This window comes from Pseudarthrobacter albicanus (assembly GCF_018224015.1).
Taxonomy (GTDB): Bacteria; Actinomycetota; Actinomycetes; order Actinomycetales; family Micrococcaceae; genus Arthrobacter; species Arthrobacter albicanus.
The window spans coordinates 17,218-42,313 of the sequence record NZ_JAGPOT010000026.1; the positions used below are offsets into that span (position 1 = coordinate 17,218).

The window sequence follows — 25,096 nt, forward strand, 5'->3', positions numbered from 1 at the left end:
TCCCTTCTATATGTCGGTTCCTCCAAAAGTTCCTTATTGAGCTTGTGATATCGTCCACTCATGGATTCAGAGATACAGCATCTTGCGGAGCCCGACCAGAACGCTGCGGCGGTGCGGTTGTCTGATTGCATCCAACTCATGCAGGCCGATCTCGTGCACGCCAATCCCACGCCGGAAAACCTCGGGCATCCGGTCTCGGACGTCCTCATGTATGACCCCATGGACGAATGGACGAGTATCGATGGCCGGATCATCCTGGCTGTCGGGCTTAGCTGCGGTTCGCCGGATTTTGACCAGCTGCTTCACCGGGCCTCGAACAGCAACGCGGCCGCCGTGATCGTCAAGGCCCACGGGGCGTCTTTGGAGCAGCTGCGCTCCGCCGCGGTCCGCCACAGCCTCGCTGTCCTTGTCGCACCCGACAACGCCGATTGGACGCGGCTCGTGGCACTGGCCAGGGCGTCGGTCATGGGTGCGGCCGTGGATTCCGTCTCAGGGGTCCGGCTGGGGGATCTCTACGCATTCGCCAACGCTGCAGCGTCCATCACCAGTGGCGCAGCCAGCATCGTGGATCCGCTCGGACGGGTGCTTGGATATTCGACTCTGCCGGGCCAGCCCATCGACGAATTGCGCCGCGTCACCACCCTCTCCCTGCAGGAGATCAAGCCGCCGGCGTTCGATACAGACTTCAAGATCGTCTATGCGTCCGCGGGTGCGGTGCTGATCCCCGCCGTAGATGATGAGATGGCCAGGCTGGCCCTTGCCGTGCGGGCCGGCGGCGAACTGCTTGGCTCGATCTGGATCATCGACCCAGGCGAAGAGAAACGCGAGGCGGCCCTGGACGCGCTCGACAGGATGGCGCCACTGGCCGGGCTGCACATGCTCCATGCCCGTTCGGCGTCCGATTTTGGGGAACGCCGGAACGGGGACTTGATCCGCACGCTCATGGACGACACCGTCCATGCGTCCTTTGCCGCTGCCCAGCTCGGGCTAGATCCAGTCCATGGGCTCGCCGTCGCGGCCTTTTCAATAGTCCGCCCCGAAACCGGGAGCCTGGAGTCGGTGCGTGAAATCCACCGGCTGCTGCACCTTGTCACGACAGTGTGCAACATCCAGTTCAACACGAGCAACAGTGCCCTTGTTGGCTCGGTTGTCTATGCCCTCCTGCCCTGCCAGGGAACCACCCCCAGGGCCGTGCATCGGCGCGTTGTCCAGGAAATCGGGGCGTACGCCCACACGATCAGCTCCTACCCGGTCATCGCCGCCGTTGGAGGCATCGCGTCCCGTGTAGAGGACCTGCCCGGATCCAGATCTGAAGCGCTGCAAACGTTGGAATATCTGCTCCACAAGCAAACTGCCACGCCGGGCACCAGTGGCGGGCGGGTCCCCGCCGCCGGTCTTTTCGAGGACCACCGAATCCCGCTGAACCTTTTGAAAATCGGGGCATTTATCGACGACAACGGGCTTGCCGATCTCGACGACATCGCAAGGATCCAGGCCCATGACGCCGAACAGCAAACCGACTACCTGGACACCCTGCGGGCCTATCTGGTTTCGAACGGAAACATCTCGACGACGGCGGCACGTCTCCACGTGCACAACAACACCGTGCGCTATCGGGTCGCACGCTTGGCCAAGGACTTTGACCTTGATCTGGACGACCCGCAGAAGCGGCTCTGGATCTGGCTGCGCCTGACAACCATGGACCTCGCACCTCAGGCAAGGCCGACGGTGCCGACGTAGGCGCAGAACACCGGATCTGCCCGAATGGACTACACAGGTTCCTGCATCGCTCTGATGGCGGCCGCGGCCTCTGCCTCGTCCACCAGGTCATTGTCGGCCAGCCATTCAATGGCCTGCCTCTTCATGACGGCGTCGTGGAATTCATACCACTCCGCTTCCAGCCCGGGAAACAGCTGCAAGGCGTCCTTGAAATGCCGGAATGGACGATGGCCGTTGATGGCCCGCTCAAGGCGTTCCCGCTGGCCCGGTCCCGGACATTGGAGGCGAACACCTCCATGTCCCGATACCCCACATTTGATTCGACGGGTTCGATGCGGATGCCTCCACGCTCAGCGAGGTCTTCCACGGTTTCGCCGGTTTCGTCGGCCACTTCCTCGCCCCACAGATCGATCTGCCCCGTTTCTGGATCCAGCCAAAAGAATGTGCCGTAGTCCATGAAATGGTTTTCAAGTGCCATGGCGAGATCCCCCAGATCAATGGCATCCAGGCGCAGCATGACGAAGCCTCCCTTTGCATTGCGGCGGTAGTTAAACACGCGCCACCCTCCATCGTTACCTCTGGGGAAACATCCGGCAACGCCGGACAGAAGACTCCTACGGCCCACTCGGGGCTCAGGAACGCGGGGCATTCGAAGGACGGCAGGCAATGCTGGTACCGCGTTCAGCATGCGCGCGTGTTGCGGAGCCGACGCTGTTGGGCGCGCCGTGACAGCCGAGGCATTGCTGAAGGCTACCGCTTTCTGTGTGTTGCTCATAAAGAACCCGCGCGTAGAAGCCGGCGCATACACGTTGGGCTACTCGCGTTGGGCCCTCTGCCACCGAAAAGTGCAGAGAGTTCCGGAAATGTGAGCTTCTGCCGACCACAATGGTAGCTGTGAGTGGAGACACGCCCGAGGCTGCTGGACAAACCGTGCTGCCCCTCTTTCTCGATGCGGCAGGCGGCGCACTGGTGCGCGAGCTCGAGGAGCTGCGCCGTGACAATGCCAGGCTGCGGAAACTGTTGGAACTCACCGAATCCGAATCAACAGCTCCGCATCAAGACCAGCCTGCCATTGCCGCAGTTGTGCACCATGGCCCGGTGACCATGGAATCGCCGCCGGAGGCAAAAGTCCGGCTGTTCCAGGATTTGTTCCGGGCACGCAATGATATTTACGCAGTCCGCTGGGAAAACGAACGAGATGGACGATCAGGCTGGGTTCCCGCGGTCGCCGGGGGTTGGCGCAAAGGGGCGAAAGCCGCCGGCGCCAATTTCCTGGCACTCACTCCAATGGTTATTGCCGATCATCTGCGCGGACTGCAACACGTCGGCCTCTACCCCTTGACTGAACAGGACACCTGCTGGTGGGTGGCGGCGGATTTTGACGGCAGCGCTGCAATGTTGGATGCCCTGGCGTACGTCAAAGCAGCACGTTTTCGCGGCATCCCGGCAGCGCTTGAAGTGTCGCAATCTGGGCGCGGGGCCCACGCCTGGATCTTCTTTGGCGCGGCAATCCCGGCGTCGGTCGCACGACAGCTGGGGACCGGCCTCATCCACGAGGCCATGGGATTGCGCGGCAGCATGAGCCTGGCAAGTTACGACAGGCTCTTCCCCTCCCAAGACATGCATTCCGGCAAAGGCATGGGCAACCTGATTGCCGCGCCGTTGAACGGCAAGCGCCGGCAGCACGGAACCACGCTGTTCATCGACACCACGACCCTCGAACCCTATGAGGACCAATGGGCCTACCTGTCCAGCCTGGACCGGCTCTCGGACCGGGAAGTCAGCACCCACGTCCGGAGGCTGCCTGCCGTCAAGGTGGGACCGGAGGTGCGCCGGCTCGAACTGCCTCAATCGTCCAAGATCGTTCCTCGCCCGGCTCTGATCGTCCACGCGGCGTTTGCCTCGCGCGTAACCATCAAGGAAGCGGAACTGGGACCGGCGATGATTTCGGCAGTCAAACATGCCGCATCCATGCCGAACCCTGAATTCTACGAACGACAGCGCCAGCGCCGGTCCACCTGGAACATTCCCCGATTTCTGCGCAACTACGACGAGACTCTCGAAGGGGACCTTGTCTTCCCCCGTGGGCTGCTGCCGCTGTTGCAGCAGCTGGTCGAATCGAGTGGCAGCACGCTGCGCATTGACGATCAACGCGCGGCCGGAACTGCTCAAGCCTTCGAATTCACGGCCCGTCTCCATGCGGAGCAACAAGAGGCCGCGGATGCCGCCACCGCCGCGGATGCGGGGATTTTAGTCGCACCGCCGGGCACCGGCAAGACGGTGATCGCGTGTGCCGCGATGGCGCGTCGGGGCGTATCCACGCTTATCCTGGTCGACCGCAAGGCCCTGGCTGACCAATGGCGGAGCCGCATTCGCGAGTACATGGATGAAAAGTGCGGCCAGATAGGAGGCGGACGGGCAAAAACAACGGGACGCGTCGACGTCGCGCTCTTGCCCACGCTGGCGCGGCGCGAAAATGTCGCCGAACTGACCGCCGGATACGGTTTTGTCATCGTGGACGAGTGCCACCATGTCCCGGCCGCGGCGTTCAGCCACGTCATGAACCAGATTCCGGCGCGGTACTGGCTGGGGCTGACGGCTACGCCGTACCGGCGGGACAAGCTGGATGCGCTGATCTACCACCAGCTGGGCCAGGTCACGCACACCATTCCACCGGCGGCTCCAGAACAACTTCCACGCAACGGACGCGGGATAGTGGAGCCGACGCTGGCCTTGGAACTGCACCGGACGGCCTACATTTACGACGGCGACGCGGACCCCAGCGAGCCGGGCGGGATTTCCGCCATCTACAAGGACCTGATCGCCAGCGAGGAACGCCTGTCGCAAATCTACGACGACGTCATGGCAGCATACGAACGCAAAGGGCGAATTCTTTTGCTGACGACCTGGAAGGCCCATCTCGACTCGTTCAGGTTGCGGTTCGAGGCGGCGGGCCTGGAACCGGTGGTCTTCTCCGGCGCGATGAAAGCGAAGGAACGGCAGGCCGCCGTCGACCGTCTTGCCAATATGGACGACGCCCAGCCATTGCTGGTGCTGGGCACCGGCTCCTACATCGGGGAAGGCTTCGATTGCCCCAAACTGGATACGTTGTTCCTTGCTGCGCCCGTTTCGTTCAAGGGACGGCTGGTCCAATATGCCGGCCGCGTCATCAGGCCGTACCCGGGGAAAACTGTGGCGACCGTGCACGACTACTACGACGAATCAACTCCGGTGCTGGCCGCGTCGTTGAACAAACGGGCGCCGGGGTACGTCTCGCTCGGATTCCCTGACCCACGAAAGCTGACAATCAGGTGACTCCCAACTCCCCGAGCGGGCTCTGCTCCAACCAGGTTCAGCAGGCCAGCGCTGTTGACGGCCGGCTGAGAATGTTGTGGTGAAATTCTGCCAGAGCACCATTGGTACCGTTTGGGACTATGAAAACATGGCCATGAATTTGCGCATTCCCGAAGACCTTGACCGCCGCCTTGAGCAGCTCGCCTTGGAAGAGCACACCTCCAAGTCGGCGCTGCTGCTCCAAGGCGCCGAACTCGTCCTCCAGCGCCACCACCGCAGCCGCGACATCAGCGCGGGCATGGACTTCGTCATGAGCCACGACGGCGAGCTGCTCAAACGCCTTGAGGATGCATGAGTTCATACCTCGAAATTGAGGACGCGCTGCAGGTTATCGACCGGTATGGATTCCACATGCGTGACATTGGGCTCCTTGCCTCGGCTCTGGCGCGCCCTGCGACCACAGTCATGGGCGCGGAAGCATATCCGCAGCTGCCCATGAAGGCCGCGGCGCTGCTTGAATCTGTGGCACGTTTCCGCCCTCTCATCGACGGCAACAAACGCACTGCCTGGACCTTGATGGTCCTGAAGCTCTGGATCAACGGCTACCGGCACAACTTCAGCACGGACGAGGGGCTTGATCTCGTTGTGGGAGTGGCCGCCGGCAGCGTCACATTGGAACGCAGCGCAGCCCTGATCGCCGAGCATCTTGTCCCGCGGTAGGCGGCGTTCGCTTCTGCGGCGGCGGGCAAGCGGGAAGGAGCGACCAACTACCGAAAACGACCGCTAGTTGCCGCCGCGGGAGTCGCATCCTTGCCTGGTGCGTCTCTGGCGGGTGCTTCGATCAGACGAAAGCGGACAGCAGCAGTGTGAATCCGAATCCGACGACGGAGATTATGGTTTCCATGACGGACCAGGTCTTGATCGTTTGCCCTACGGTCAGCCCGAAGTATTCCTTGACCAGCCAAAAGCCGGCATCGTTGACATGGGAGAAGAACAGCGATCCGGCACCGATGGCGAGCACAACCAGCGCCAACTGAGCCGGCGTCAGACCGGTTGCCAAGGGTGCGATGATGCCCGCGGCCGTCACGGTAGCCACGGTCGCCGAGCCTGTGGCGAGACGGATCAGCACCGCGATAATCCACCCCAGCACCAGAGCCGACAGACTGGCAGCCACGGCGATCTTGGCGATCGCGGTTCCGGTACCGCCGTCGACCAGGACCTGCTTGAAACCGCCGCCTGCGCCGACGATGAGCATGACCCCGACAATCGGCAGCAGGCTCTGGCCAATCTTCTTCGTCAGAGTCGACGCGGAGAAGCCCACTCTTGTACCGAAAGTGAGCATGGCCAGCAGCACTGCCACGAGCAGCGCGAAGACCGGATCGCCAATGAAGTCCAGCAAGGGCCGCAGCGCAGCTCCTTTGTCCATCCAGATGTCCGCCCCGGCTTTGATCAGCATGAGCACCAACGGGGACAGCAGGGTGACCAGGGTCCAGGTGAAGGACGGGCTGCGCGTGGCATCCAAATCCTGTGCCTTGCCCAGGGGCGCGTCGCGGCGCTGACTGCCGGCCTGCGTGCCCTGGCCCGTGCCCTGGCCCGTGCCCTGGTCCTGGGGATCGGCCGTCTGTGCGTTCCCGCCGGATCCGACGGTGACGGCCAGGCCGGCGCCAGCGGCGCCGATGGGCACCATCCGTGCGGCGAGACGGCCAAACAAGGGACCGGCGATGATGACGGTTGGAACCGCTATAAGGAGGCCAAAGGCAAGAGTCACACCGACATTGGCGTGCAGGATGCCGATCGCCGCCAGCGGGCCCGGGTGTGGCGGGATGAATCCGTGGAGCACCGACAGGCCGGCCAGGGCTGGAATGCCAAGCCGCATCGCCGGGCCCTCGGAACGGTGCACGGCGAGCATCACGACGGGTATGAGCAGCACGAGCCCGATCTCGAAAAACATGGGGATACCGATGATGCCGGCGATGAGCGCCATCTTCCAGGGCAGCGTTGCAGCCCGGCCGTGGAGAAGTGTGTCCACGATCTTGTCCGCACCGCCGGAATCCGCCAACAGCTTGCCCAGCATGGCTCCCAGTGCGATGAGGACTCCGACGTAGCCCAGCACCCCGCCGACGCCGGTCTCGTAGGAGGTGGTCACCTTGTCCAGAGCGATACCGGAGGCAATGCCGACGAAGAGGGACCCGATGCTCAGGGCCAGAAAGGCATGCATCTTCGCCCAGATGATCAAGAGGACGACGATCGCGATGCCGACGGCTGCCACGACAAGTACTTGGGTGTCGTGGCCGTTCCATGGTTGATTCATCAGGTCTGTGGTGCTGTCGGTGGCGACCCCGGTGAAAGGCTTGTTGAGGGTGGAGATTCCGTTCATGGTCCTCGTCCCGTTCCGCTCGGCCGCAGGCCGAACTCGTCCATGATTCGTTGGGCAATCGTCCCTGGAGCCGGGCCGACGTCGAACCGGATTCCGGGCTCATCCTGGGACGGTTCCTCGAGGTCTGCGAACTGGCTGGCCAACATGCTCGGGGGCATAAAGTGACCGTGGCGTTCGGCCAGCCGTGCGCTGATGGTCTCGGGGGACCCCGACAGAAAAACGAAGACGACGCCGGAGCCCCGGCGGTTAATGATGTTCCGGTAAGACCGTTTGAGCGCCGAACAGGTGATGACGCCGTTCTCCCCATGATCCAGCCTCCGGTCCACCCACCCGGCGACCTTCTCCAGCCAGGGGTATCTGTCCCCATCCGTGAGCGGATGTCCCGCGGCCATTTTGTCGATATTTGTTTGGGGGTGCAGGGCATCGCCTTCCTCGAAGGCCCAACCGAGCCGCCCCGCAAGGAGGGCGGCAACGGTGGATTTGCCGGAACCGGATACGCCCATGACAACCAGTACGGCCGGGTTGGTGAGAGCAGGCGTCGCCAGGTCCGGGGTGTCCATGATGCCCATCTTGGCAGCACCGGGGCATCAGTGCCACAGTGAATCGCAGCTGATTCCACGGGGTTACCCTGGCGGTGCGGCCTTCGCGGCGCGCGCCTGGGACGCCTGCCGGTGGAACCACTCGATGTGTTCGCGCAGCAGGCGGGCGGCGAGCTCGCCGTCGTGTGCCTGGAAGGCAGCAAAGATGCCGTGGTGCTGGCTCCGCAACACGGACACGACCTCGGGCCACGAATCCATGGCGTCGACGGCATCCTTGACGTAGCCGACGATGGCTCCGCTGAGGGACTCCATCATGGTGGCGACCACTGCGTTGCCTGCCAGCGAGCTCAGGGCAACATGGAACCGGGCGTCCAGCTCGTAAAAGGCCTCCCGGTCCAGTTCGGTGTCGTCCATGGCGTGGAGAAAATGGGCAGCATGCTGTAGTTCCTCCTCGGAATCGAGGCGGGCCGCCGCCGTCTGGGCGGTCCAGGTCTCCAGCAGGATACGGGTCTGGACGATGTCCGCGACGGGCAGCCTGTTGCTGGCAACATGTAGCCGCAGCGCGGACGAGAGGCCCGCGGAGGGGTCGGAAATGACAATCGCGCCGGACGCGGGTCCGGACCCGACGGAACTGCGGATCACGCCCATGGCGCCCAGGATGAGGATGGCCTCGCGTACCGATGCCCTCGAAATTCCGTAGGTTTCCGCCAGGGCGCGTTCGCCGGGAAGACGGTCCCCGAGCTTGATCTTGCCCGAGCGCAGGTCCGCCTCGATGTCCGCCAGGAGGGCATCGTAGCTACGGCGGCGGCCCGCTGATGATTCGTCGCTGGCCATGGGCGTTTCCTTCTGGTCGTCGAAGGCGTGCGGCCCGGGGATCCGGCCCGCACGCCTCATTGCGGGAATGGCGGAATGCTAGGGCAGCATCCAGCCCAGGATGGGGGTGGATTGCAGGAAGATGAGGGTACACAGCACCAGCAGCAGCGCCACGCTCCACCCGACCACCTTACGCAAAAGCACAGACTCCTGCCCGTCGAGGTCGACGGCGGTCGCCGCAATGGCCAGGTTCTGTGGGCTGATCAGCTTCCCGACCACGCCGCCGGTAGTGTTCGCGGCCACCAGCAGGTTGGGGTCGATGCCGGCTTTCAGGCCGGCGGTCTGCTGCAGCTTGGCGAAGAGGGCGTTGGCCGAGGTGTCCGAGCCGGTGACGGCCGTGCCGAGCCAGCCGAGCACGGGGGAGAGGAACGCGAAGAAGGAACCGGTGCCGGCCAGCCAGGTGCCGATGGATACCGTCTGCCCGGAGTTGTTCATGACGTAGGCCAGCGCGAGCACGGTCACGATGGTCAGTCCGGCCCAGCGCATCTTGACGATGGTCCGCCAGATTTCGTGCACAGCGTTGCCCACGGTGATGCGGTAGCGGCCGCCGTCGTCGTATTTGGAGTACACGAACGCGACGATCAGTCCGGTCATCAGCAGCATGGTGCCGGGGCTGGAGAGCCACTGGAACACGTACACGGTGGAGGAAAGGGGCTTGCCTTCGGTATTAACCAGCGCATCGTGCAGGATGGGCCACGGGATCTTGATATCGGTGGCGGCCAGCAACGCGGGGAGGTCCACGCCGAGTTTCCACAGCTTGCCGATGCCGAAGATGACTATCACGAGGAAGTACGGGAACAGGGCAAGCCAGGTGCGCGTCGGCGTGAGGCCGCCCGGAGCGGACCTCTTGGCGGTGGCCACGGCGCCGGCCTCGCGCGAGCCTTCGGCGCTCCTGGTGGCCCCGTTTTCCGAGCGGGCGTCCGAGACTGTGTCCGAGGCAGGACCTAGGCGCTCGCGCGCCGCAATGCTGCCCCTGGGTGTCCAGAGGCGGAAGAAGAGCACGGCCGCGCCGAGGCCCGCGAGCGAGGCGACGATGTCGGTGAGCTCGTAGGAGAAGTAATTGGAGCAAAGGAACTGCGTCACGGCAAAGGACAAGCCGACGACGACCGCGGCGGGCCAGCAGTCCTTCAGGCCCTTGCGGCCGTCGAGGATGAAGAGCAGGATCAGCGGCACGAAGGTGGCCAGCAGCGGTGCCTGGCGGCCCACGATCGAGGCAATGTCCGTGGCGTGGAGTCCGGTGAGGCCGGCGGCGGTGGTGACCGGGATCGCCATCGCGCCGAATGCGACCGGCGCTGTGTTGGCCACCAGCACCGCGGCGGCGGCGCGAAGCGGCGGCAGTCCGAGCGCCAGCAACATGGTGGCGGTGATGGCAACGGGCGCGCCGAAGCCGGCAAGAGCCTCCAGCAGTCCACCGAAACAGAAGGCGATCAACACCGCCTGCAGGCGGACATCGCCCCCGCCGATCACGTCGAACACGCGGCGGAGGTCCTCGAACCGTCCGCTGAGCACCGTCACGTGGTACAGCCAGACGGCCATGATGACGATCCACAGCACGGGGAAGGCGCCGAAGACGCCGCCCTGGGTGGCGGAGAGGATTGCCAGGGCCGGCGGCATGTTGAAGGCAGCGATGCCCACGACGAGGGCCACGAGAAGGGCGAAAGCGCCCGCAACATAGGCCTTCGTCTTGACGAAGGCCAGCAGGATGAAGAAGGTCAGCAGCGGCAGCAGGCCGACGATGGCCGACCAGGCCACGCTGTTCAGCACCGGGTCGGTGCTGGGAGTGAAGTGGTCCACGGTGTTCCTCCACATTGAGATAACTTCTCAGACGATGATCTTTGGTCAGACCACAGTGGTCGGACCATACGAGTGTAGCGCACATCCCATTCGCATTGTGAGCGGCCTCACGTCGGTGCCCGGGGTTGAAAGTGGCGGGGATCACGTGATGTACTATGGTCAGACCACACGTTACGAGGCTGCTCGAAAGGCTGTCATGAGAATCGCTTTGTTCGCCACCTGCATCGTGGATGCCATGTATCCGCGCACCGCCCGGGCCACCGTGAACATCCTGGAGCGGCTGGGACACGAGGTGGTGTTCCCCTCCGGCCAGGCCTGTTGCGGGCAGATGCACGTCAACAGCGGCTACCTCAAGGAGGCGGTCCCCGTGGTCGCCAACCATGTGGCCGCCTTCGACACTGAGGACTACGACGTCGCCGTCGCGCCCTCCGGCTCCTGCGTGGCCTCCGTCAAGCACCAGCACCCGATGGTCGCCCGCTCCTGCGGGGACACATCCCTGGAAGCCCGCGCCACCGCCGTCGGCGCCAAAACGTACGAACTCTCCGAACTGCTGGTCGATGTGCTCGGCGTCACCGATGCGGGGGCGCAGCTCGGCTCGTACTTCCCGCACCGCGTCACCTACCACCCCAGCTGCCACGGCATGCGCCTGCTCCGGCTGGGGGACCGGCAGCCCCAGCTGTTACGCAGCGTCCAGGGAATCGACCTTGCCGAGCTGCCGGAGGCCGACCAGTGCTGCGGCTTCGGCGGCACGTTCTCGATGAAGAACGCGGATGTCTCCTCGGCCATGCTCGCGGACAAGGCTGCGAATATTGAGTCAACGGGCGCCGCCCTTTGCGCCGGCGGTGACGCCTCCTGCCTGATGCACATCGGTGGCGGACTCTCCCGCCAGGGCAGCGCCGTCACCACACTGCACCTGGCCGAAATCCTTGCCAGCACCATGGAAGCGCCGGTGTCCGTCACCGGCGAGGTACGCATTTCAGCCGGAAAGGCATCACGATGAGCACCTTCCTCGGCATGCCCTCACTGCCCGTCTTCGGCACAGGCAACCTCCACGCCACCGAGTCCTTCCCGAAGGCGGCCCGCCACGAGCTCAACAACGCCCAGCTGCGCGCCAACCTCGGCCACGCGACCCACACCATCCGCGACAAGCGGCTGAAGGTGGTCTCCGAACTGCCGGACTGGGAGCAGTTGCGCGATGCCGGCAGCGCCATCAAGGAATCCGTGATGGCCCGGCTGCCCGAACTCCTCGAGCAGTTCGAAGCGAACTTCACGGCGCGCGGCGGCATCATCCACTGGGCCCGCGATGCCGACGAAGCCAACCGGATCGTCGCCGGACTGATCCGGGACACGGGCGAAACCGAAGTCGTTAAGGTCAAGTCAATGGCCACGCAGGAAATCGGCCTCAACGAATACCTCGAAGAGCAGGGGATCGCGGCCTACGAAACGGACCTGGCGGAGCTGATCGTCCAGCTTGACCACGACAAGCCCAGCCATATCCTGGTCCCCGCGATCCACAAGAACCGCACCGAAATCCGCGACATTTTCCTGCGTGAGATGCCCGGCGCGGATCCGGAACTGACCGATGAACCAGCGGTCCTGGCCATGGCCGCCCGGGCGCACCTGAGGCGCAAGTTCCTCACGGCAAAGGTGGCCGTCTCCGGCGCCAACTTCGCGCTGGCGGATTCCGGCACCCTCGCCGTCGTCGAATCCGAGGGCAACGGCCGCATGTGCCTGACCCTGCCGGAGACGCTGATCACTGTCATGGGTGTGGAGAAGCTGCTGCCCACCTGGCAGGACCTGGAAGTGTTCATGCAGCTGCTGCCGCGTTCCTCCACCGGGGAACGGATGAACCCGTACACCTCACTCTGGACAGGTGTCACCGAAGGTGACGGGCCGCAGAACGTGCACCTCGTGCTCCTGGACAACGGCCGCAGCGCCGCCCTGGCCGACGAAATGGGGCGCTCCGCACTGCACTGCATCCGCTGCAGCGCCTGCATGAACGTGTGCCCGGTGTATGAGCGCACCGGTGGCCACGCGTACGGTTCCACCTATCCGGGACCCATCGGCGCCATCCTCTCGCCGCTGATGACCGGAATCCAGGCCGAAGAGAACAATTCACTGCCCTACGCGTCCTCCTTGTGCGGCGCCTGCTATGACGCCTGCCCGGTAAAGATCAACATCCCGGACATCCTGGTGCACCTGCGCAGCGTCGACGTCGACAGCCAGCGCGGGAAGACGAAGCTGCCCAGCCAGATGGACATCGGCATGAAGGCGGCGTCATGGGCGCTGTCCTCCGGCAAGCGGCTCGGACTGTTGGAAAAGGGGCTGCCCCTGGGACGCCTTGCCGCCGGCCCGGACCGGAAAATCACCAGGCTGCCGGGCATCGCCGGCGGCTGGACGCAGAGCCGGGACATTCCGGCGCCCCCGGCGGAATCCTTCCGCAGCTGGTGGGCCAAGGAGCACCAGAAGCCGGATGCCGAAGGTATGAACAAGCCGTCAGAAGACACAGGAGACCAGGCATGAGCGCTCGCGAAGACATCCTCGGCCGGATCCGCTCCGCGCTGCGGGACAGCCCCGAGGTGCCGCGGATTCCCCGCGGGTACCGGGCAACCTCCGGGCTGGACGAGGCCGCGTGCATCGAACTGTTGGTGGACCGCCTGGAGGACTACAAGGCACGCGTCAGCGTTGTAGGGGCGGCCGAGGTGCCCGCGCTGATTGCCGGATTATTGGCCGGCGCCGGTAGTTATGTGGTGCCGGACGGACTGGATGCCCTCTGGCTGGCCGCCGTTGACAGCCAGCCTGGCAACGCCCGACGCCGGACGGATTCTGCCGCGGCTCCGCTCACGGTCGCGGAGCTGGACTCGGTGGACGCCGTGGTGACCGGCAGCGCCGTCGCCGTCGCCGAAACCGGAACCATCATCCTGGACGGGAGCCCCGACCAGGGCCGCCGCGCCATCAGCCTTGTCCCGGACCACCACATTTGCGTCGTTGACGCTAAGGACATTGCCGGTATCCTGCCTGAGGCGCTGCGCCGGATCGACGGAACCCGGCCGCTGACCATGATCAGCGGACCGAGCGCCACCAGCGATATCGAACTCGAACGTGTCGAGGGCGTGCACGGTCCGCGCAGGCTCGACGTCATCATCGTGAGGTAGGGGCTGTTGTATCGCCGGCGTGGGGCATCACCGAACGGGTTACTTGAAGCTTCAATAAAAACCGGGTATGCTGTTGCCATGACGCAGATCCTGGACCGCCCCCCTGTACTCTTTGTCAGCCACGGCGCGCCGCCGCTGGCCGACGACGCCACCTGGACCCGGGAACTCAATGAGTGGTCCGGCACCTTTGCCAAGCCCAACGACATCCTCATGGTGTCTGCCCATTGGGAAAATGCTCCCGTCACCCTCAGTGCAACGAAGCGTAATCCGGGCCTGGTATACGACTTCGGGGGCTTCCCGCAGAAGTACTACGACGTCGCCTACGACGCCCCGCAGGCACCCGAGCTCGCCACCGAAGTGGAGAAGCTCGTCGCGAGCCATGGCCACCATGTCGAGCGTGATGAGGGCCGTGGCCTGGACCACGGCGCATACGTGCCGCTCAAGGAGATGTACCCGGACGCGGATGTGCCGGTGGTCCAGATGTCCATGCCAACCCTCGATCCGCAGGGATTGTTCGAACTCGGCGCGTCGCTTGGGCCGCTGCGGGACCGCGGCACGCTGATCGTCGGCTCTGGCTTCACCACGCATAATCTCCGCTGGTTCAACCCCGCGGGCGGTCCGGACAGTGCCCCGCCCGCAGCGTCCAGCGAATTCGATCATTGGGCGGAGGAAGCAATGGCACGCGGCGATGTCGATTCCATCCTCGACTTCCTGCACAAGGCACCCGCCGCCCGCGAGGCGCACCCGAGAAGCGAGCACTGGGCCCCGCTGTACATAGCCCTCGGCGCAGCCTACGGTTCCGGCGACATCCAGGCGAAGACGGCAATCGAGGGATTCTGGTTCGGGCTGTCCAAGCGCTCCTGGACGCTGACGTAGCCGCCCGCATCCGCCGGGCCCGCGCCAACTTATTGGCGCGGGCGGATCCTTCCGGCATAGAGTGTGACCGCTGCCGGGTATGTGGCTGAGAAGTTGTAGCGCCGGTGCCCTCCGGACCGGGATCCTGCGGGCCAAGGGCCTCTCAGATCTACAGATCTACTCATCCCTGGGAACCACCATCGCAACCGTTGCCGCCGGAACGTTGGCCGCGCTGGTCGATTGGCGCCTGGTCTTCGCGTTCCCCGCTCTCGGCGCTCTGGCATTGCACGCGCCACCACCGTCTCCTTGTTTGCCTGTGCGCTGTTCCTGGGCAGCTCGCTGGCCACCTACCTGACGGCCGGACTCGCCGAAGAGGGACAGTACGGGACCATCTTCGCCCTCAGTTTCGCCCTGGGCATCGTCTTGGCGGCGGCTGCCACTGCGGGGTACGCAGCCTGGAAGCGCAGGCAAGCTAGCCTGGGCGGGTCACGCGCCCTTCTAAAAGACCTGCCCGGAGGTTCCTGATGATTCCGCGGTACGCGGAGCGGCCCGTTGGACCCGGTGTGCCGGTCTCTCCCCTTCCGGCCGCTGTCAGACTACATTTTGAGGCAGGGCCGGTGCGCCGGTCACAAGGGGTACTGAGAGTTGCAGCGGATCCACGAATTGGAAATGTCAGACGTTTAGGGTTATAACCGTACTAGCTGCCCCGCACGTCCTCGGCTGTTCCAAGCCTTGAGTGATCTGACGCCCGGCTTCGCGGCACCCACCTTCTGAAGGAGAACTGATGCATCTTTTGCCCCGTGAGCAGGAAAAGCTCATGATCGTCGTTGCCGCCGACCTCGCACGCCGCCGCCAGGCGCGCGGCCTGAAACTCAACTTTCCGGAGTCCGTCGCGCTCATCAGCTATGAGCTGATCGAGGGCGCCCGCGACGGCAGGACCGTGGCAGAGCTCATGAGCTACGGCACCACGCTGTTGGGGCGCGACGACGTCATGGAGGGCGTGCCGGAGATGATCCATGACGTCCAGATTGAAGCCACCTTCCCGGACGGCACCAAGCTCGTCACCGTCCACGATCCGATCCGCTAGGAGCACGGCCATGATTCCAGGGGAGTACATTCTCATTTCCGACCCTGTGACGGTGAATGCGGGGCGCGAGGCGATCGACGTCGTCGTGACCAACACCGGTGACCGGCCCGTGCAGGTGGGCTCGCATTACCACTTTGCGGAGGCGAACTCAGCACTGGACTTCGACCGGCAGGCCGCGTATGGCCGGCGGCTGGACATCCCGGCCGGCACCGCTGCGCGGTTCGAGCCCGGTGACAGCAGGCCTGTCCGGTTGATCGAACTGGCGGGCGCCCGCGAGGTCTATGGGCTGAGCAACGCCGTCAACGGCGCGCTTGCCCCGATTGAAGGAGCAACCAAATGAGCTTCGACATTCCCCGCAGGCAGTACGCGGACCTGTACGGCCCGACGACGGGCGACGCCGTCCGCCTGGCGGACACCGACCTCTTCCTCGAGATCGAAAAGGACCTCACCGTCTACGGCGAGGAAGTGGTGTTCGGCGGCGGCAAGGTGATCCGCGACGGCATGGGTCAAAATGGCCAGGTCACCCGGGATGAGGACGTCCCGGACACGGTGATCACCAACGCGATCATCCTCGACTACACCGGCATCTACAAGGCCGACGTCGCGCTGAAGGACGGCCACATCTTCCGGATCGGCAAGGCCGGCAACCCGCAGATCAGCGACGGCGTGGACATCGTCATCGGTGCCAGCACCGAGATCATCGCCGGCGAGCGGAAGATTCTGACGGCCGGCGGCGTGGACACCCACATCCACTTCATCTCCCCGGACCAGGTCCCCACGGCCCTGTGCAGCGGCGTGACCACGATGGTGGGCGGCGGCACGGGCCCGGCCGACGGCACCAAGGCCACCACCGTCACCCCCGGCAAGTGGCACATCCAGCGGATGCTGCAGGCCGCGGAGGGCCTGCCCATCAACATCGGCCTGCTCGGCAAGGGCCACGCCTCCGCCGTCGAGCCTTTGGCCGAGCAGATCCGCGCCGGTGCGATCGGGCTCAAGGTCCACGAGGACTGGGGTGCCACCACGTCCTCCATCGACACCTCGCTGAAGGTGGCCGACGAGTATGACGTCCAGGTGGCCATCCACACGGACACGCTCAACGAATGCGGCTTCGTCGAGGACACCATCCGCGCCATCGACGGCCGCGTCATCCACACCTTCCACACCGAAGGCGCCGGCGGCGGCCACGCCCCGGACATCATCAAGATCGCCGGGCTGCCCAACGTCCTGCCCGCCTCCACGAACCCCACGCTGCCGTACACACGGAATACCATCGAAGAGCACCTGGACATGCTGATGGTCTGCCACCACCTCAGCCCGGCCATTCCGGAGGACGTGGCGTTCGCGGACTCCCGGATCCGCGCCGAGACCATCGCCGCGGAGGACGTCCTGCAGGACCTGGGCATCTTCTCGATCACCTCCTCGGACTCCCAGGCCATGGGCCGGGTGGGCGAAGTGGTCACCCGCACCTGGCAGGTGGCGGACAAGATGAAGAAACAGCGCGGCGTGCTGAAGGACCCCCGGGGGGACAGCGCAGCCGGCGTCCACGGTGCTGCTTCCGGTTTGGGCGCCGAGAGCGACAACTTCCGCCTGAAGCGGTACGTGGCGAAATACACCATCAACCCGGCCATCGCGCAGGGCATGGCGGACTCCATCGGCTCGGTCGAGGTGGGAAAGTTCGCCGACCTGGTTTTGTGGGACCCGGCGTTCTTCGGGGTGAAGCCGGAGCTCGTGCTCAAGGGCGGGCAGATCGCGTACGCGCTGATGGGGGATTCCAACGGCTCCATTCCCACCCCGCAGCCGCGGACGATGCGGCCGATGTTCGCGACATTCGGCAAGGCGCTGCAGCAGTCCTCCATCACCTTCCTGTCCAAGGCCGCCATCGAAGCAGGGGTTCCGGCGGAACTCGGACTTCAGAAGGTCATCCGGCCCGTGTCCGGCATCCGCAGCCTCACCAAGGCCGACCTGAAATACAACGGCGCCACCCCGGCCATCGAGGTGGACCCGGAAACCTACAAGGTGACGGTGGACGGCGAGGACGTCACCTGCGAACCGTCCGACGTGCTGCCCATGGCCCAGCGCTACTTCCTCTTCTAGGAGCCTGACTTGATTATCGAAAAGATCCTGGGCAACGTGCACGAGCTGCCCCCCAATTCGGGGGACTACGCCGGGCTGCACCGCGAAAAGGTGATCCTGCCCAGCGCCGCGCTGGTCAAGCGCATCCAGCGCGTCACCACCGACCACGGCAAGGAACTCGGCATCCGGCTGCCGTCCGGTTCCGTGGACCTGCGCGACGGGGACATCCTGCACGTCGCCGGAACCAGCATGATCGTGGTCTCGGTGCTGCCCACCGACGTGCTGGTGGTCGCGCCCCGGTCCGTCCACGAGATGGGGGTGGTGGCGCACTCCCTGGGCAACCGGCACCTGCAGGCCCAGTTCTTCGACGCCACCTCCGAGTACGCCGCCGACGTCATGGTCTGCCAGTACGACCACACCGTCGAGGACTACCTCAAACACGTCGGCGTCCCGTATGACCGCCAGGAGCGCGTGATGCCCGTCCCCTTCCGCCATGCCGAACACAGCCACTAGCTACCAGCTCGCGCTCCAGCAGCTGACGGACTCCGCCCTGCCGACCGGGGCGTTCGCGCACTCGCTGGGATGTGAGACGTACATCGAGCGTGGGCTGGTGCGGGATGAGGCTTCGTTCGGGGTGTGGCTGGGGGCGTTCATTTCACAGCAGCTCACCTACTCGGACGGGCTGGCCATCCGCTTCCTCTACGAGGGTACGAAGGTGGCTGAACTGGACGAACACCTCACGGCGCAGCTGCTGCCACGGCAGGTGCGCGAAGCGAGCATCAAGATGGGGATCCGGCTGCTGGAGATCGGCTCGGAGGCTTTTCCCTCCGCCGGGCTCGAACAGTACCGGTCCCTGGTGGCCGGCGGCCGGGCCGACGGCCATCAGCCGCTGGCGTTCGCCGTCGTCTGCCGCTCCCTGGGCGTTCCGCTGCCGGAAGCCCTCGCCGCGTACCTTTTCGCGGCCGTCACGTCGCTGACGCAGAACGCCGTGCGGGCCATCCCGCTGGGGCAGAACGCCGGCCAGCGGCTCCTCCGGAAAGCGGCCGACGACGTCGCTGCCGCCGTCGAGCGCATCGGTCACCTGACGCCGGACGATTTCGGGGCCGTCAGCCCCGGACTGGAAATTTCGCAGATGCGGCACGAGCGTCAACGTGCCCGCATGTTCATGAGTTAGCAGGAGGACAGAATGACTGAACCCATCAAAATCGGCATCGGCGGCCCGGTCGGCGCCGGCAAGACCCAGCTGGTGGAACGGCTCACCCGCCACATGAGCCGGGAAATCTCCATGGCGGCCATCACCAACGACATCTACACCATCGAGGACGCCAAGATCCTGGCCGCCAACGGCATCCTGCCCGAGGACAGGATCATCGGCGTGGAAACCGGCGGCTGCCCGCACACCGCCATCCGCGAGGACACCTCGATGAACATGGCGGCCATCGAGGAGCTCAAGAAGCGGCATCCGGACCTGCAGGTGATCTTCGTCGAATCCGGCGGCGACAACCTCTCCGCGACGTTCAGCCCCGAACTGGTGGACTTCTCCATCTACATCATCGACGTGGCCCAGGGCGAGAAGATCCCGCGCAAGGCCGGCCAGGGCATGATCAAGTCCGATCTGTTCATCATCAACAAGACCGACCTCGCACCCCATGTGGGCGCGGACCTGGCCGTCATGGAACGGGACTCGCGCGAGTTCCGCGGCGACAAGCCGTTCTGCTTCACCAACCTCAAGACGGACGAAGGGCTGGAGCGCGTCATCGACTGGATGCGGCGCGAGGTGCTGATGCTCGACCTCGCCAAGTGAGCACCGTCCCGGTGGTCGAGCTTGCTGAGACCCAGGGATTTCGACAGGCTCAATCACCGGTGGCCCAAGGGGAGCTTGAGCTCGTTATCAGTAAACGTGGTGAGCGTTCCATTGCCTCGCGTCAGTTCCATCAAGGTGCCTTGAGGGTGTTGCGGCCGCATTACCTCGATGACTCGGGTCAGGTTTGCTATGTCATGGTGAACCCGGGGGGAGCCTATCTTGGGGCGGACCTTTACACCGTGGATGTTGAGGTGGAGGCCGGGGCGCGGTTGCTCCTGACCACGCAGTCGGCCACCAAGATCTACAGGACTCCCGGCTCCTTTGCGGAGCAGCGGATGACGCTGAATCTGGGGGAGGGGGCGCAGCTGGAGCTGGCTCCGGACCAGCTGATCGCCTATCGGGAGGCAAGCTACCGGCAGAACACGCACATCACCGTGCATCCGGCGTCGAGCCTGCTCATGGCTGAGGTGGTGACTCCCGGCTGGTCGCCCGACGGTTCCTCGTTCAAGTACGAGGAACTGCGGCTCCGGAACGAGATCCACGTCTCCGGCGTGAACGGCCCGGAGCTGCTGGCGCTGGACAACCTGCTCATCCGGCCGCCACTGGGTGACGTCACCGGGATGGGCTTCATGGAGGGCTTCAGCCATCTGGGCTCGCTGATCGTGGTGGACCCGCGGGTGGACCAGGCCCTCGCCGATGAACTGCATGCGCTCACCGCAGGCTGCGACGCCTACACAGGGGTATCCCTGACCGCCAAAAAATCAGGGACCATGGGACTCGTCCTCCGGTCCCTGTCCAACAGCACCGGGGAACTCAACCACCTGCTTGGGGCCTGCACCGGACTCCTGCGGGAACGCTGGTACGGGCAATCACCGCTGAACCTCAGGAAGTATTGATGACGACACTGGGCGACTTCGCCATCATGTACCGCCAGCGCGAGCAGCTGCCGGTGAAGACCCGCCTGCTGTTCACCGGCGGTGCCGTCATTCTGCTCCACTGCACCGCCGTCGCGCTGCTGGTGATGGGCACCGCCGCTGCCGGGCAGCCGCTGGCACTGGGACTGGTCCTCACCGCCTACCTGGCCGGAATCAAACACAGCTACGACTGGGACCATATCGCCGCGATCGACAACTCCACCCGCAGGTTCGTGGCGCAGCACAAGGACCCGGTCAGCGTAGGGTTCGCGTTCAGCCTCGGTCACAGCTCCGTGGTGATTCTGGCTGGTGTGCTGGTGGTGACGGGTGCCACGCTGGTGGGCCAGTTGATGGAAGAGGGCACCACCGGCAACCTGGTGCTGGGGCTGATCGGCAGCGGGGTCTCCGGGCTCTTCCTGCTGGCTATGGGCATCGTCAACGGCTCTGCCTTCCTCCGGGCCGTCCGGGCCTACCGGAACGTGCTCGGCGGAGGCGACGTCCGCGACGAGGACCTCGCCGCGAGGGGCTTCATCGCGCGGCTCTTGGCCAAGCCTTTGGCCAAGGTGGAGCGGCCGCGAAACATCTACGTGATCGGCTTTCTGTTCGGCCTTGGTTTCGATACCGCCACCACCATCGGCCTGCTGGTCATGACGACGGCCGCAACGCTGGCCGGCGTTTCTCCCTTTGCCCTGATGACGATTCCGCTGGCGTTCACGGCGGCGATGACCCTGTTCGACTCGGTTAACGGGGTTGCCATGATGCGCATGTACAAATCTGCCATCGACAACCCGCAGCGCAAGCTCGGCTTCAACGCCGTCATCACGGGCATTTCGGCGGTGTCTGCGCTGTTCATTTCGGTCATCACCCTGGGCGGATTTATCAACGGCGCGTTCGGCATGGACGACCCGACCACCACCTGGCTGGCCGGAATCGACCTCGGGGACGCCGGGCTGACTCTGATTGCCTTGTTTGCCCTTGTATGGATTGCTGCAGTTCTGCTGGGGCGGCGGCACGCCAGGTGATCGCCCACCACACCCGCATGGAAGCCGTCCGGACCTTGAATTGGATTGCGGTGACGAGCCGCGGGCTGGGTCAGATCTACTTCCAAGCAAACGCCTGGACGGGGATGGCGGTGCTGGCCGGCTTTGCCATCGCGAACTGGCGGATGGCCGCTCTGGCCATCGTGGGGCTGCTGTTTTCAACACTGAGCGGCGTGTTATGCCGGCGGACCCTGGGCGAGTTGGGCAACGGCCTGCACGGCTATTGCGGAGCCCTGGTGGGCGCAGCGCAGTTTTCGGCCCTGGGCTCCACCTGGCCAGCGGCCGTGTTTGCGATCCTTGGCGGCCTCGCGTGCGGGCCGGTCACGGTAGCGGTGGCGTGGCTGTTTTATCATCCTTCAATCCGGAATTACTCGCTCCCCGTCACCACGGCGCCGTTCTGCATCGTGGCCGGGGTGCTATTCGCCATTCACGCGCCCTTGCATGGTCCCCGCACCGATCTGCCGGAGGTGCCCAAGAGCATTCTTGCGAACATGGGCCAGGCCATCTTGAGCAACATTGCCGAGGTGGTTCTGGTCGACTCCGCCATCGCGGGTGCCGTCATCCTCCTTGGATTATTAATCGCCCACTGGAAGGTGGGCGCCGCGGCACTCCTGGGCAGCGTGCTGGAGGCCGTCATGGATCTTGTCACGGGTTCCGATGTGCAGGCCCTCGCCCACGGACTCCTCGGCTATTCGGGGGTTCTGACGGCCATTGCGCTGGCTGCGGTCTTTGTGCGCGGCACCTGGCAACCTTGGGTTGCGGCCTTTGTCGGCGTAGTCATTTCCTCGGTGCTGGCCTGGCTGATGGGCCTTACCGCGCTCCCGGTTTACACCTGGCCGTTTATCATCGCCACCTGGCTGGTGTTGGTTGTGCTGTACTACATTCCGGGGTTCAGGCACCGCTGAGTGACCCCGCGTCGCCTGACCCGGGGTTTTCGTGTGTGATGCAATTCCCGTTAACGGCGCGGCACCTGAGCAGCGGCCTGTCCTGACAGTTGCCGGTCCTGCCGGCACGGACCTTCCGGCGCCCGACAGATTCCGGATACAAACCTGAAACGTGGTGTCGAAGCCGCGAAACATTCGGAAGCTACGCTGTTTCCTACTTGGACACCGTGGTCCAGGCCACGCATGGAAGGACACAATTATGGTGCTTTGGAAAAGCCTTACTCTCTTTCTTGATTCCCGCCGCAGTGATGACGATCCCCGATACGGTGGCGGCGAGGCCGGCACCGGATTCCCCAGTGGCCAATTGACGTCCACTGCTTGGGAAGGCTGGTGGCACGAAGCCTAGACTCGGACAGCCGACTGCCGCCGGATCAGCGCGCCCGGACCGTCCGGCAATCATGTGCCGGCTGTGTAACCCGGCTACGCCCACGTGTCAACGCGCGCGGCGATGCGGTCCACGAAGTCCAGGACCGCCGGGTGGGCGGGATTGATGAGATGTCCGCCTGCGACAAGTACGGTCCGGGTAATGGGCAATGCGCCCGTCAGACGGGCGTTCACAAGCCGGCAGGCCTCAGACGAGTCCTCGGCGGTTACGAGGAGCGTCGGCCGACGGATCCCGGCCAGTTCGTTCTCGCCCAACTCCAGGGCGTCCTCGCTGAGGTCCATGCGGTGGCCTGTGATCTCGGCGAGGACGGCCGGTCCGGTCCCTGCAAGCACCTGCTGGAGATCCTCCGGGAGCGACGCCCAGGTTGCATCGCCAAGCGCCTCCCGCATAACGGTCGCGGCAAGCAGCCCGGTCCTGCCGGCGGAGCGCTCCAGCACTCTGAGGCGAAGGTTGCGGGCCCACACGTGAGCATCCGGATCGATGGTGAACAAGGCCGGCTCCAGGAGGACCAGGCCCTTCACCTTGTCGGGGAACCGGCGGGCAAGTTCGACGGCGATGAGGCCGCCTGTGCTGCGGCCGATCACGACTGCCGGCCCCGCGTGCAGCGCGGCCAGGACGGCCGCGGCGTCGTCGACGTGGTCCACCAGGTCCAGGGTCCCGAACGGCACCGGCGGGGCGCTGCGGTGGAAGCCCCTCCGGTCATAGATGATGCACCGGCCATGCCGGGCGTGGCGGCATCCGCCCACATCACGGCCGAACCGGGCGTCCCGTGCACCCCCAGGATGGGGATCCCTTCGCCTTGTTCCTCGTAGTAGAGATCCACGCCGTTGACGCTGAGTCTGGGCATATCATCAGCGTAGGTCCCGCCCGCAGCCTGCGGAAGGGCGGCCCGGCAGCCGAGAGCACAATGGTCTCCATCCTTCTCCTGGTGGTGATTCATGATGGCCGTGGCAGTCGTGGTTGGGTGCACCGTTCTCTTGCTGGTCGGCGTCGTCTTTCCCCCTGCCGGTCTTGCCATCGGCACCGGTGTACTCCTACTGCTCATGTGGATGAGCGTCATTCCTGCCTCCAGGCTCCTTTCAACCCGTCCCCCGGCGCGTGCCGGCATGGGTTGGGACAGGAGCGGTTGTTCTGGCATCCGCCGCAGCGCTTCCTGTTGTCGTCGGGGCGGTGATTTCCATAACCTCGCGCACCAACTGAACGGCGCTTCACCAGTGAGGACTGTGTCCGCGGTCCAGCGGCCGGGTCACTGGTCCACAGACGCAGCCCTTATCCGGCGCCGACGGCCGGTAGCAGCCGGCGGTTCCTGATCCGGGACTCGCCGAATTCGACCGCCAGCGGTCCAATCTCCCGGAATCCGCCGCCCCTGGTCTTCGGGCGGCCCACGGCAATGTGGGGCAGCCAGCGGGGCTGTCTGAAGCCAAGGGCGCGTGAGCTGAGAATAAAGTCATCGACATTGTCGACGAGCAGCTCGTCAAGCAGTTCGTGCAGGGCCTGTACGAGGGAGACCTGATATTCATGCACACTGTCGGGGACCTCCACTTCAAGTCCGCAAACGCTTCCGCCGCCGAGCGCGACGAGCCTGTCGGCGCTTCCGGAAAAGCCCCCCAAAACAGGCAGCGCCTGCAACCACGCAACCGTCCTGCCGGTGGCTACCGCGGTACTGGTGATGCCTCTGGTCCAATCCGCGACATCCTGGGAGAAGTCCTCAAGGACGCCGATGTGCAGCAGGGTCAGGTGCAGACCCTGCGGCCTGCGCAGCGCATCGACGTAGCTGCCCAGTGCCTCGTAGTCCGAGGGTCCGGATCCGATGCTGAGTACGGGAACCTCCACTGTGATGCGCGGAAGCGTTTGCATCCGGACCTCCTCTTGTCCGCGCTGGGCGTTGATTGTCGACTGTTGATGCAATTATCCGCCCGTGCGAATAATTCGATTAGGCGCTTGTCGTGATTTGCGTTTCGCAGGAGTGCTGTGAGCCCCGGAGGAAGGGAACCAGGCGGCCACCGCGTGGAAACCCATTCCGATGCTCGCCATTGACAACCCCTTCGATACCGCCTGAGAAAACATCACCCGGAAGGGCGCTGTTCAGAGATGGACGTGCAGGCATCGCAATGATTGCTGCGCTCCGCCGCCGGTTTTGTCCCGGCATACCACCACCCTCAAACGATCACAGGGAAGGGATTTGCAGGAGAACTAAAGATGCCGGCAAATGATACTGGCGCCGCACGACGACCTTCGCTGGA

At 64.8% G+C, this 25,096-nt stretch carries 24 protein-coding genes and 1 pseudogene; 18 read left to right on the forward strand and 7 right to left on the reverse strand.

The features are described from left to right. Positions 1 to 60 precede the first annotated feature (60 nt). The gene (locus J9611_RS07965) at positions 61 to 1,740 is read left to right on the forward strand and encodes a PucR family transcriptional regulator (RefSeq protein ID WP_211879160.1); all 1,680 of its coding nucleotides are present in this window, start codon (positions 61 to 63) and stop codon (positions 1,738 to 1,740) included. Positions 1,741 to 1,880: 140 nt separating this feature from the next. Here J9611_RS07965 and J9611_RS22715 read toward each other — a convergent pair. After that, positions 1,881 to 2,039: pseudogene (locus J9611_RS22715) on the reverse strand (hypothetical protein); the annotation flags it as partial. Between the two features lie 574 nt (positions 2,040 to 2,613). Between J9611_RS22715 and J9611_RS07975 the strand changes: the two are divergent. The 3 genes from J9611_RS07975 (at position 2,614) to J9611_RS07985 (ending at position 5,733) form a co-directional block, all read left to right on the forward strand. Further along, positions 2,614 to 5,034: a TOTE conflict system archaeo-eukaryotic primase domain-containing protein gene (locus J9611_RS07975; RefSeq protein ID WP_307857046.1), complete on the forward strand. Its 2,421-nt coding sequence runs from the start codon at positions 2,614 to 2,616 to the stop codon at positions 5,032 to 5,034. 127 nt (positions 5,035 to 5,161) lie between these two features. Further along, a complete protein-coding gene (locus tag J9611_RS07980; protein WP_246527532.1) occupies positions 5,162 to 5,368 on the forward strand; it encodes a YlcI/YnfO family protein in 207 nt (68 codons plus the stop codon). Then, positions 5,365 to 5,733 (forward strand): type II toxin-antitoxin system death-on-curing family toxin, encoded by a 369-nt coding sequence (locus J9611_RS07985; RefSeq protein ID WP_211879163.1) that lies wholly within the window; start codon positions 5,365 to 5,367, stop codon positions 5,731 to 5,733. Before J9611_RS07980 ends, J9611_RS07985 begins: the two co-directional genes overlap by 4 nt. 121 nt (positions 5,734 to 5,854) lie before the next feature. On the opposite strand, the gene J9611_RS07990 is transcribed toward J9611_RS07985, so the two are convergent. The 4 genes from J9611_RS07990 to J9611_RS08005 form a co-directional block, all read right to left on the reverse strand. After that, positions 5,855 to 7,324, reverse strand: a complete 1,470-nt coding sequence (locus J9611_RS07990) for a GntT/GntP/DsdX family permease (RefSeq protein ID WP_211879276.1) — start codon at positions 7,322 to 7,324, stop codon at positions 5,855 to 5,857. A gap of 62 nt (positions 7,325 to 7,386) precedes the next feature. Next, complete coding sequence (locus tag J9611_RS07995) at positions 7,387 to 7,950, reverse strand: gluconokinase (protein WP_211879165.1); 564 nt, start codon at positions 7,948 to 7,950, stop codon at positions 7,387 to 7,389. Between the two features lie 63 nt (positions 7,951 to 8,013). Continuing rightward, positions 8,014 to 8,763, reverse strand: a complete 750-nt coding sequence (locus J9611_RS08000) for a FadR/GntR family transcriptional regulator (RefSeq protein WP_211879167.1) — start codon at positions 8,761 to 8,763, stop codon at positions 8,014 to 8,016. A 78-nt stretch (positions 8,764 to 8,841) separates the two neighbouring features. After that, positions 8,842 to 10,611, reverse strand: a complete 1,770-nt coding sequence (locus tag J9611_RS08005; protein WP_246527533.1) for an L-lactate permease — start codon at positions 10,609 to 10,611, stop codon at positions 8,842 to 8,844. 181 nt (positions 10,612 to 10,792) lie between these two features. Here J9611_RS08005 and J9611_RS08010 point away from each other — a divergent pair, with 181 nt between their 5' ends. From J9611_RS08010 to J9611_RS08075, 14 genes are all read left to right on the forward strand, one after another. After that, positions 10,793 to 11,596: a (Fe-S)-binding protein gene (locus J9611_RS08010; RefSeq protein WP_211879169.1), complete on the forward strand. Its 804-nt coding sequence runs from the start codon at positions 10,793 to 10,795 to the stop codon at positions 11,594 to 11,596. Continuing rightward, positions 11,593 to 13,119, forward strand: coding sequence for a LutB/LldF family L-lactate oxidation iron-sulfur protein (locus J9611_RS08015; RefSeq protein WP_211879170.1), 1,527 nt, complete (start codon positions 11,593 to 11,595; stop codon positions 13,117 to 13,119). Before J9611_RS08010 ends, J9611_RS08015 begins: the two co-directional genes overlap by 4 nt. After that, entirely contained in the window at positions 13,116 to 13,751 is a 636-nt protein-coding gene (locus tag J9611_RS08020) for a LutC/YkgG family protein (protein ID WP_211879172.1), read from the forward strand. The genes J9611_RS08015 and J9611_RS08020 overlap by 4 nt, the downstream gene beginning before the upstream one ends. Positions 13,752 to 13,829: 78 nt before the next feature. Further along, complete coding sequence (locus J9611_RS08025; protein WP_211879174.1) at positions 13,830 to 14,627, forward strand: dioxygenase family protein; 798 nt, start codon at positions 13,830 to 13,832, stop codon at positions 14,625 to 14,627. Between the two features lie 285 nt (positions 14,628 to 14,912). Further along, positions 14,913 to 15,131 (forward strand): hypothetical protein, encoded by a 219-nt coding sequence (locus J9611_RS08030; protein WP_211879176.1) that lies wholly within the window; start codon positions 14,913 to 14,915, stop codon positions 15,129 to 15,131. A gap of 259 nt (positions 15,132 to 15,390) precedes the next feature. Further along, complete coding sequence (locus tag J9611_RS08035) at positions 15,391 to 15,693, forward strand: urease subunit gamma (protein WP_211879177.1); 303 nt, start codon at positions 15,391 to 15,393, stop codon at positions 15,691 to 15,693. A gap of 10 nt (positions 15,694 to 15,703) precedes the next feature. Continuing rightward, a complete protein-coding gene (locus tag J9611_RS08040) occupies positions 15,704 to 16,033 on the forward strand; it encodes an urease subunit beta (RefSeq protein ID WP_211879178.1) in 330 nt (109 codons plus the stop codon). Beyond that, the gene (gene ureC / locus J9611_RS08045) at positions 16,030 to 17,787 is read left to right on the forward strand and encodes an urease subunit alpha (RefSeq protein ID WP_211879179.1); all 1,758 of its coding nucleotides are present in this window, start codon (positions 16,030 to 16,032) and stop codon (positions 17,785 to 17,787) included. Before J9611_RS08040 ends, ureC begins: the two co-directional genes overlap by 4 nt. Positions 17,788 to 17,796: 9 nt before the next feature. After that, on the forward strand, positions 17,797 to 18,279 hold the full coding sequence (gene ureE, locus J9611_RS08050; protein WP_211879181.1) for an urease accessory protein UreE: 483 nt from the start codon (positions 17,797 to 17,799) through the stop codon (positions 18,277 to 18,279). Beyond that, positions 18,260 to 18,940, forward strand: coding sequence for an urease accessory protein UreF (locus tag J9611_RS08055; RefSeq protein WP_211879183.1), 681 nt, complete (start codon positions 18,260 to 18,262; stop codon positions 18,938 to 18,940). Before ureE ends, J9611_RS08055 begins: the two co-directional genes overlap by 20 nt. Before the next feature lie 12 nt (positions 18,941 to 18,952). Continuing rightward, positions 18,953 to 19,570 (forward strand): urease accessory protein UreG, encoded by a 618-nt coding sequence (gene ureG, locus J9611_RS08060; protein WP_211879184.1) that lies wholly within the window; start codon positions 18,953 to 18,955, stop codon positions 19,568 to 19,570. Positions 19,571 to 19,581: 11 nt separating this feature from the next. Then, on the forward strand, positions 19,582 to 20,466 hold the full coding sequence (locus tag J9611_RS08065; protein ID WP_372447773.1) for an urease accessory protein UreD: 885 nt from the start codon (positions 19,582 to 19,584) through the stop codon (positions 20,464 to 20,466). Then, positions 20,466 to 21,506 (forward strand): HoxN/HupN/NixA family nickel/cobalt transporter, encoded by a 1,041-nt coding sequence (locus J9611_RS08070; RefSeq protein ID WP_211879185.1) that lies wholly within the window; start codon positions 20,466 to 20,468, stop codon positions 21,504 to 21,506. Before J9611_RS08065 ends, J9611_RS08070 begins: the two co-directional genes overlap by 1 nt. Continuing rightward, the gene (locus tag J9611_RS08075; protein ID WP_211879186.1) at positions 21,503 to 22,429 is read left to right on the forward strand and encodes an urea transporter; all 927 of its coding nucleotides are present in this window, start codon (positions 21,503 to 21,505) and stop codon (positions 22,427 to 22,429) included. Before J9611_RS08070 ends, J9611_RS08075 begins: the two co-directional genes overlap by 4 nt. A 459-nt stretch (positions 22,430 to 22,888) precedes the next feature. Here the strand turns inward: J9611_RS08075 and J9611_RS08080 are convergent, their stop codons facing one another. Together J9611_RS08080 and J9611_RS08085 are read right to left on the reverse strand one after the other, a co-directional pair. Continuing rightward, positions 22,889 to 23,599: an alpha/beta fold hydrolase gene (locus J9611_RS08080; protein ID WP_211879187.1), complete on the reverse strand. Its 711-nt coding sequence runs from the start codon at positions 23,597 to 23,599 to the stop codon at positions 22,889 to 22,891. Positions 23,600 to 24,122: 523 nt separating this feature from the next. Then, positions 24,123 to 24,710, reverse strand: a complete 588-nt coding sequence (locus J9611_RS08085; RefSeq protein WP_211879188.1) for a hypothetical protein — start codon at positions 24,708 to 24,710, stop codon at positions 24,123 to 24,125. Between the last annotated feature and the right edge of the window lie 386 nt (positions 24,711 to 25,096).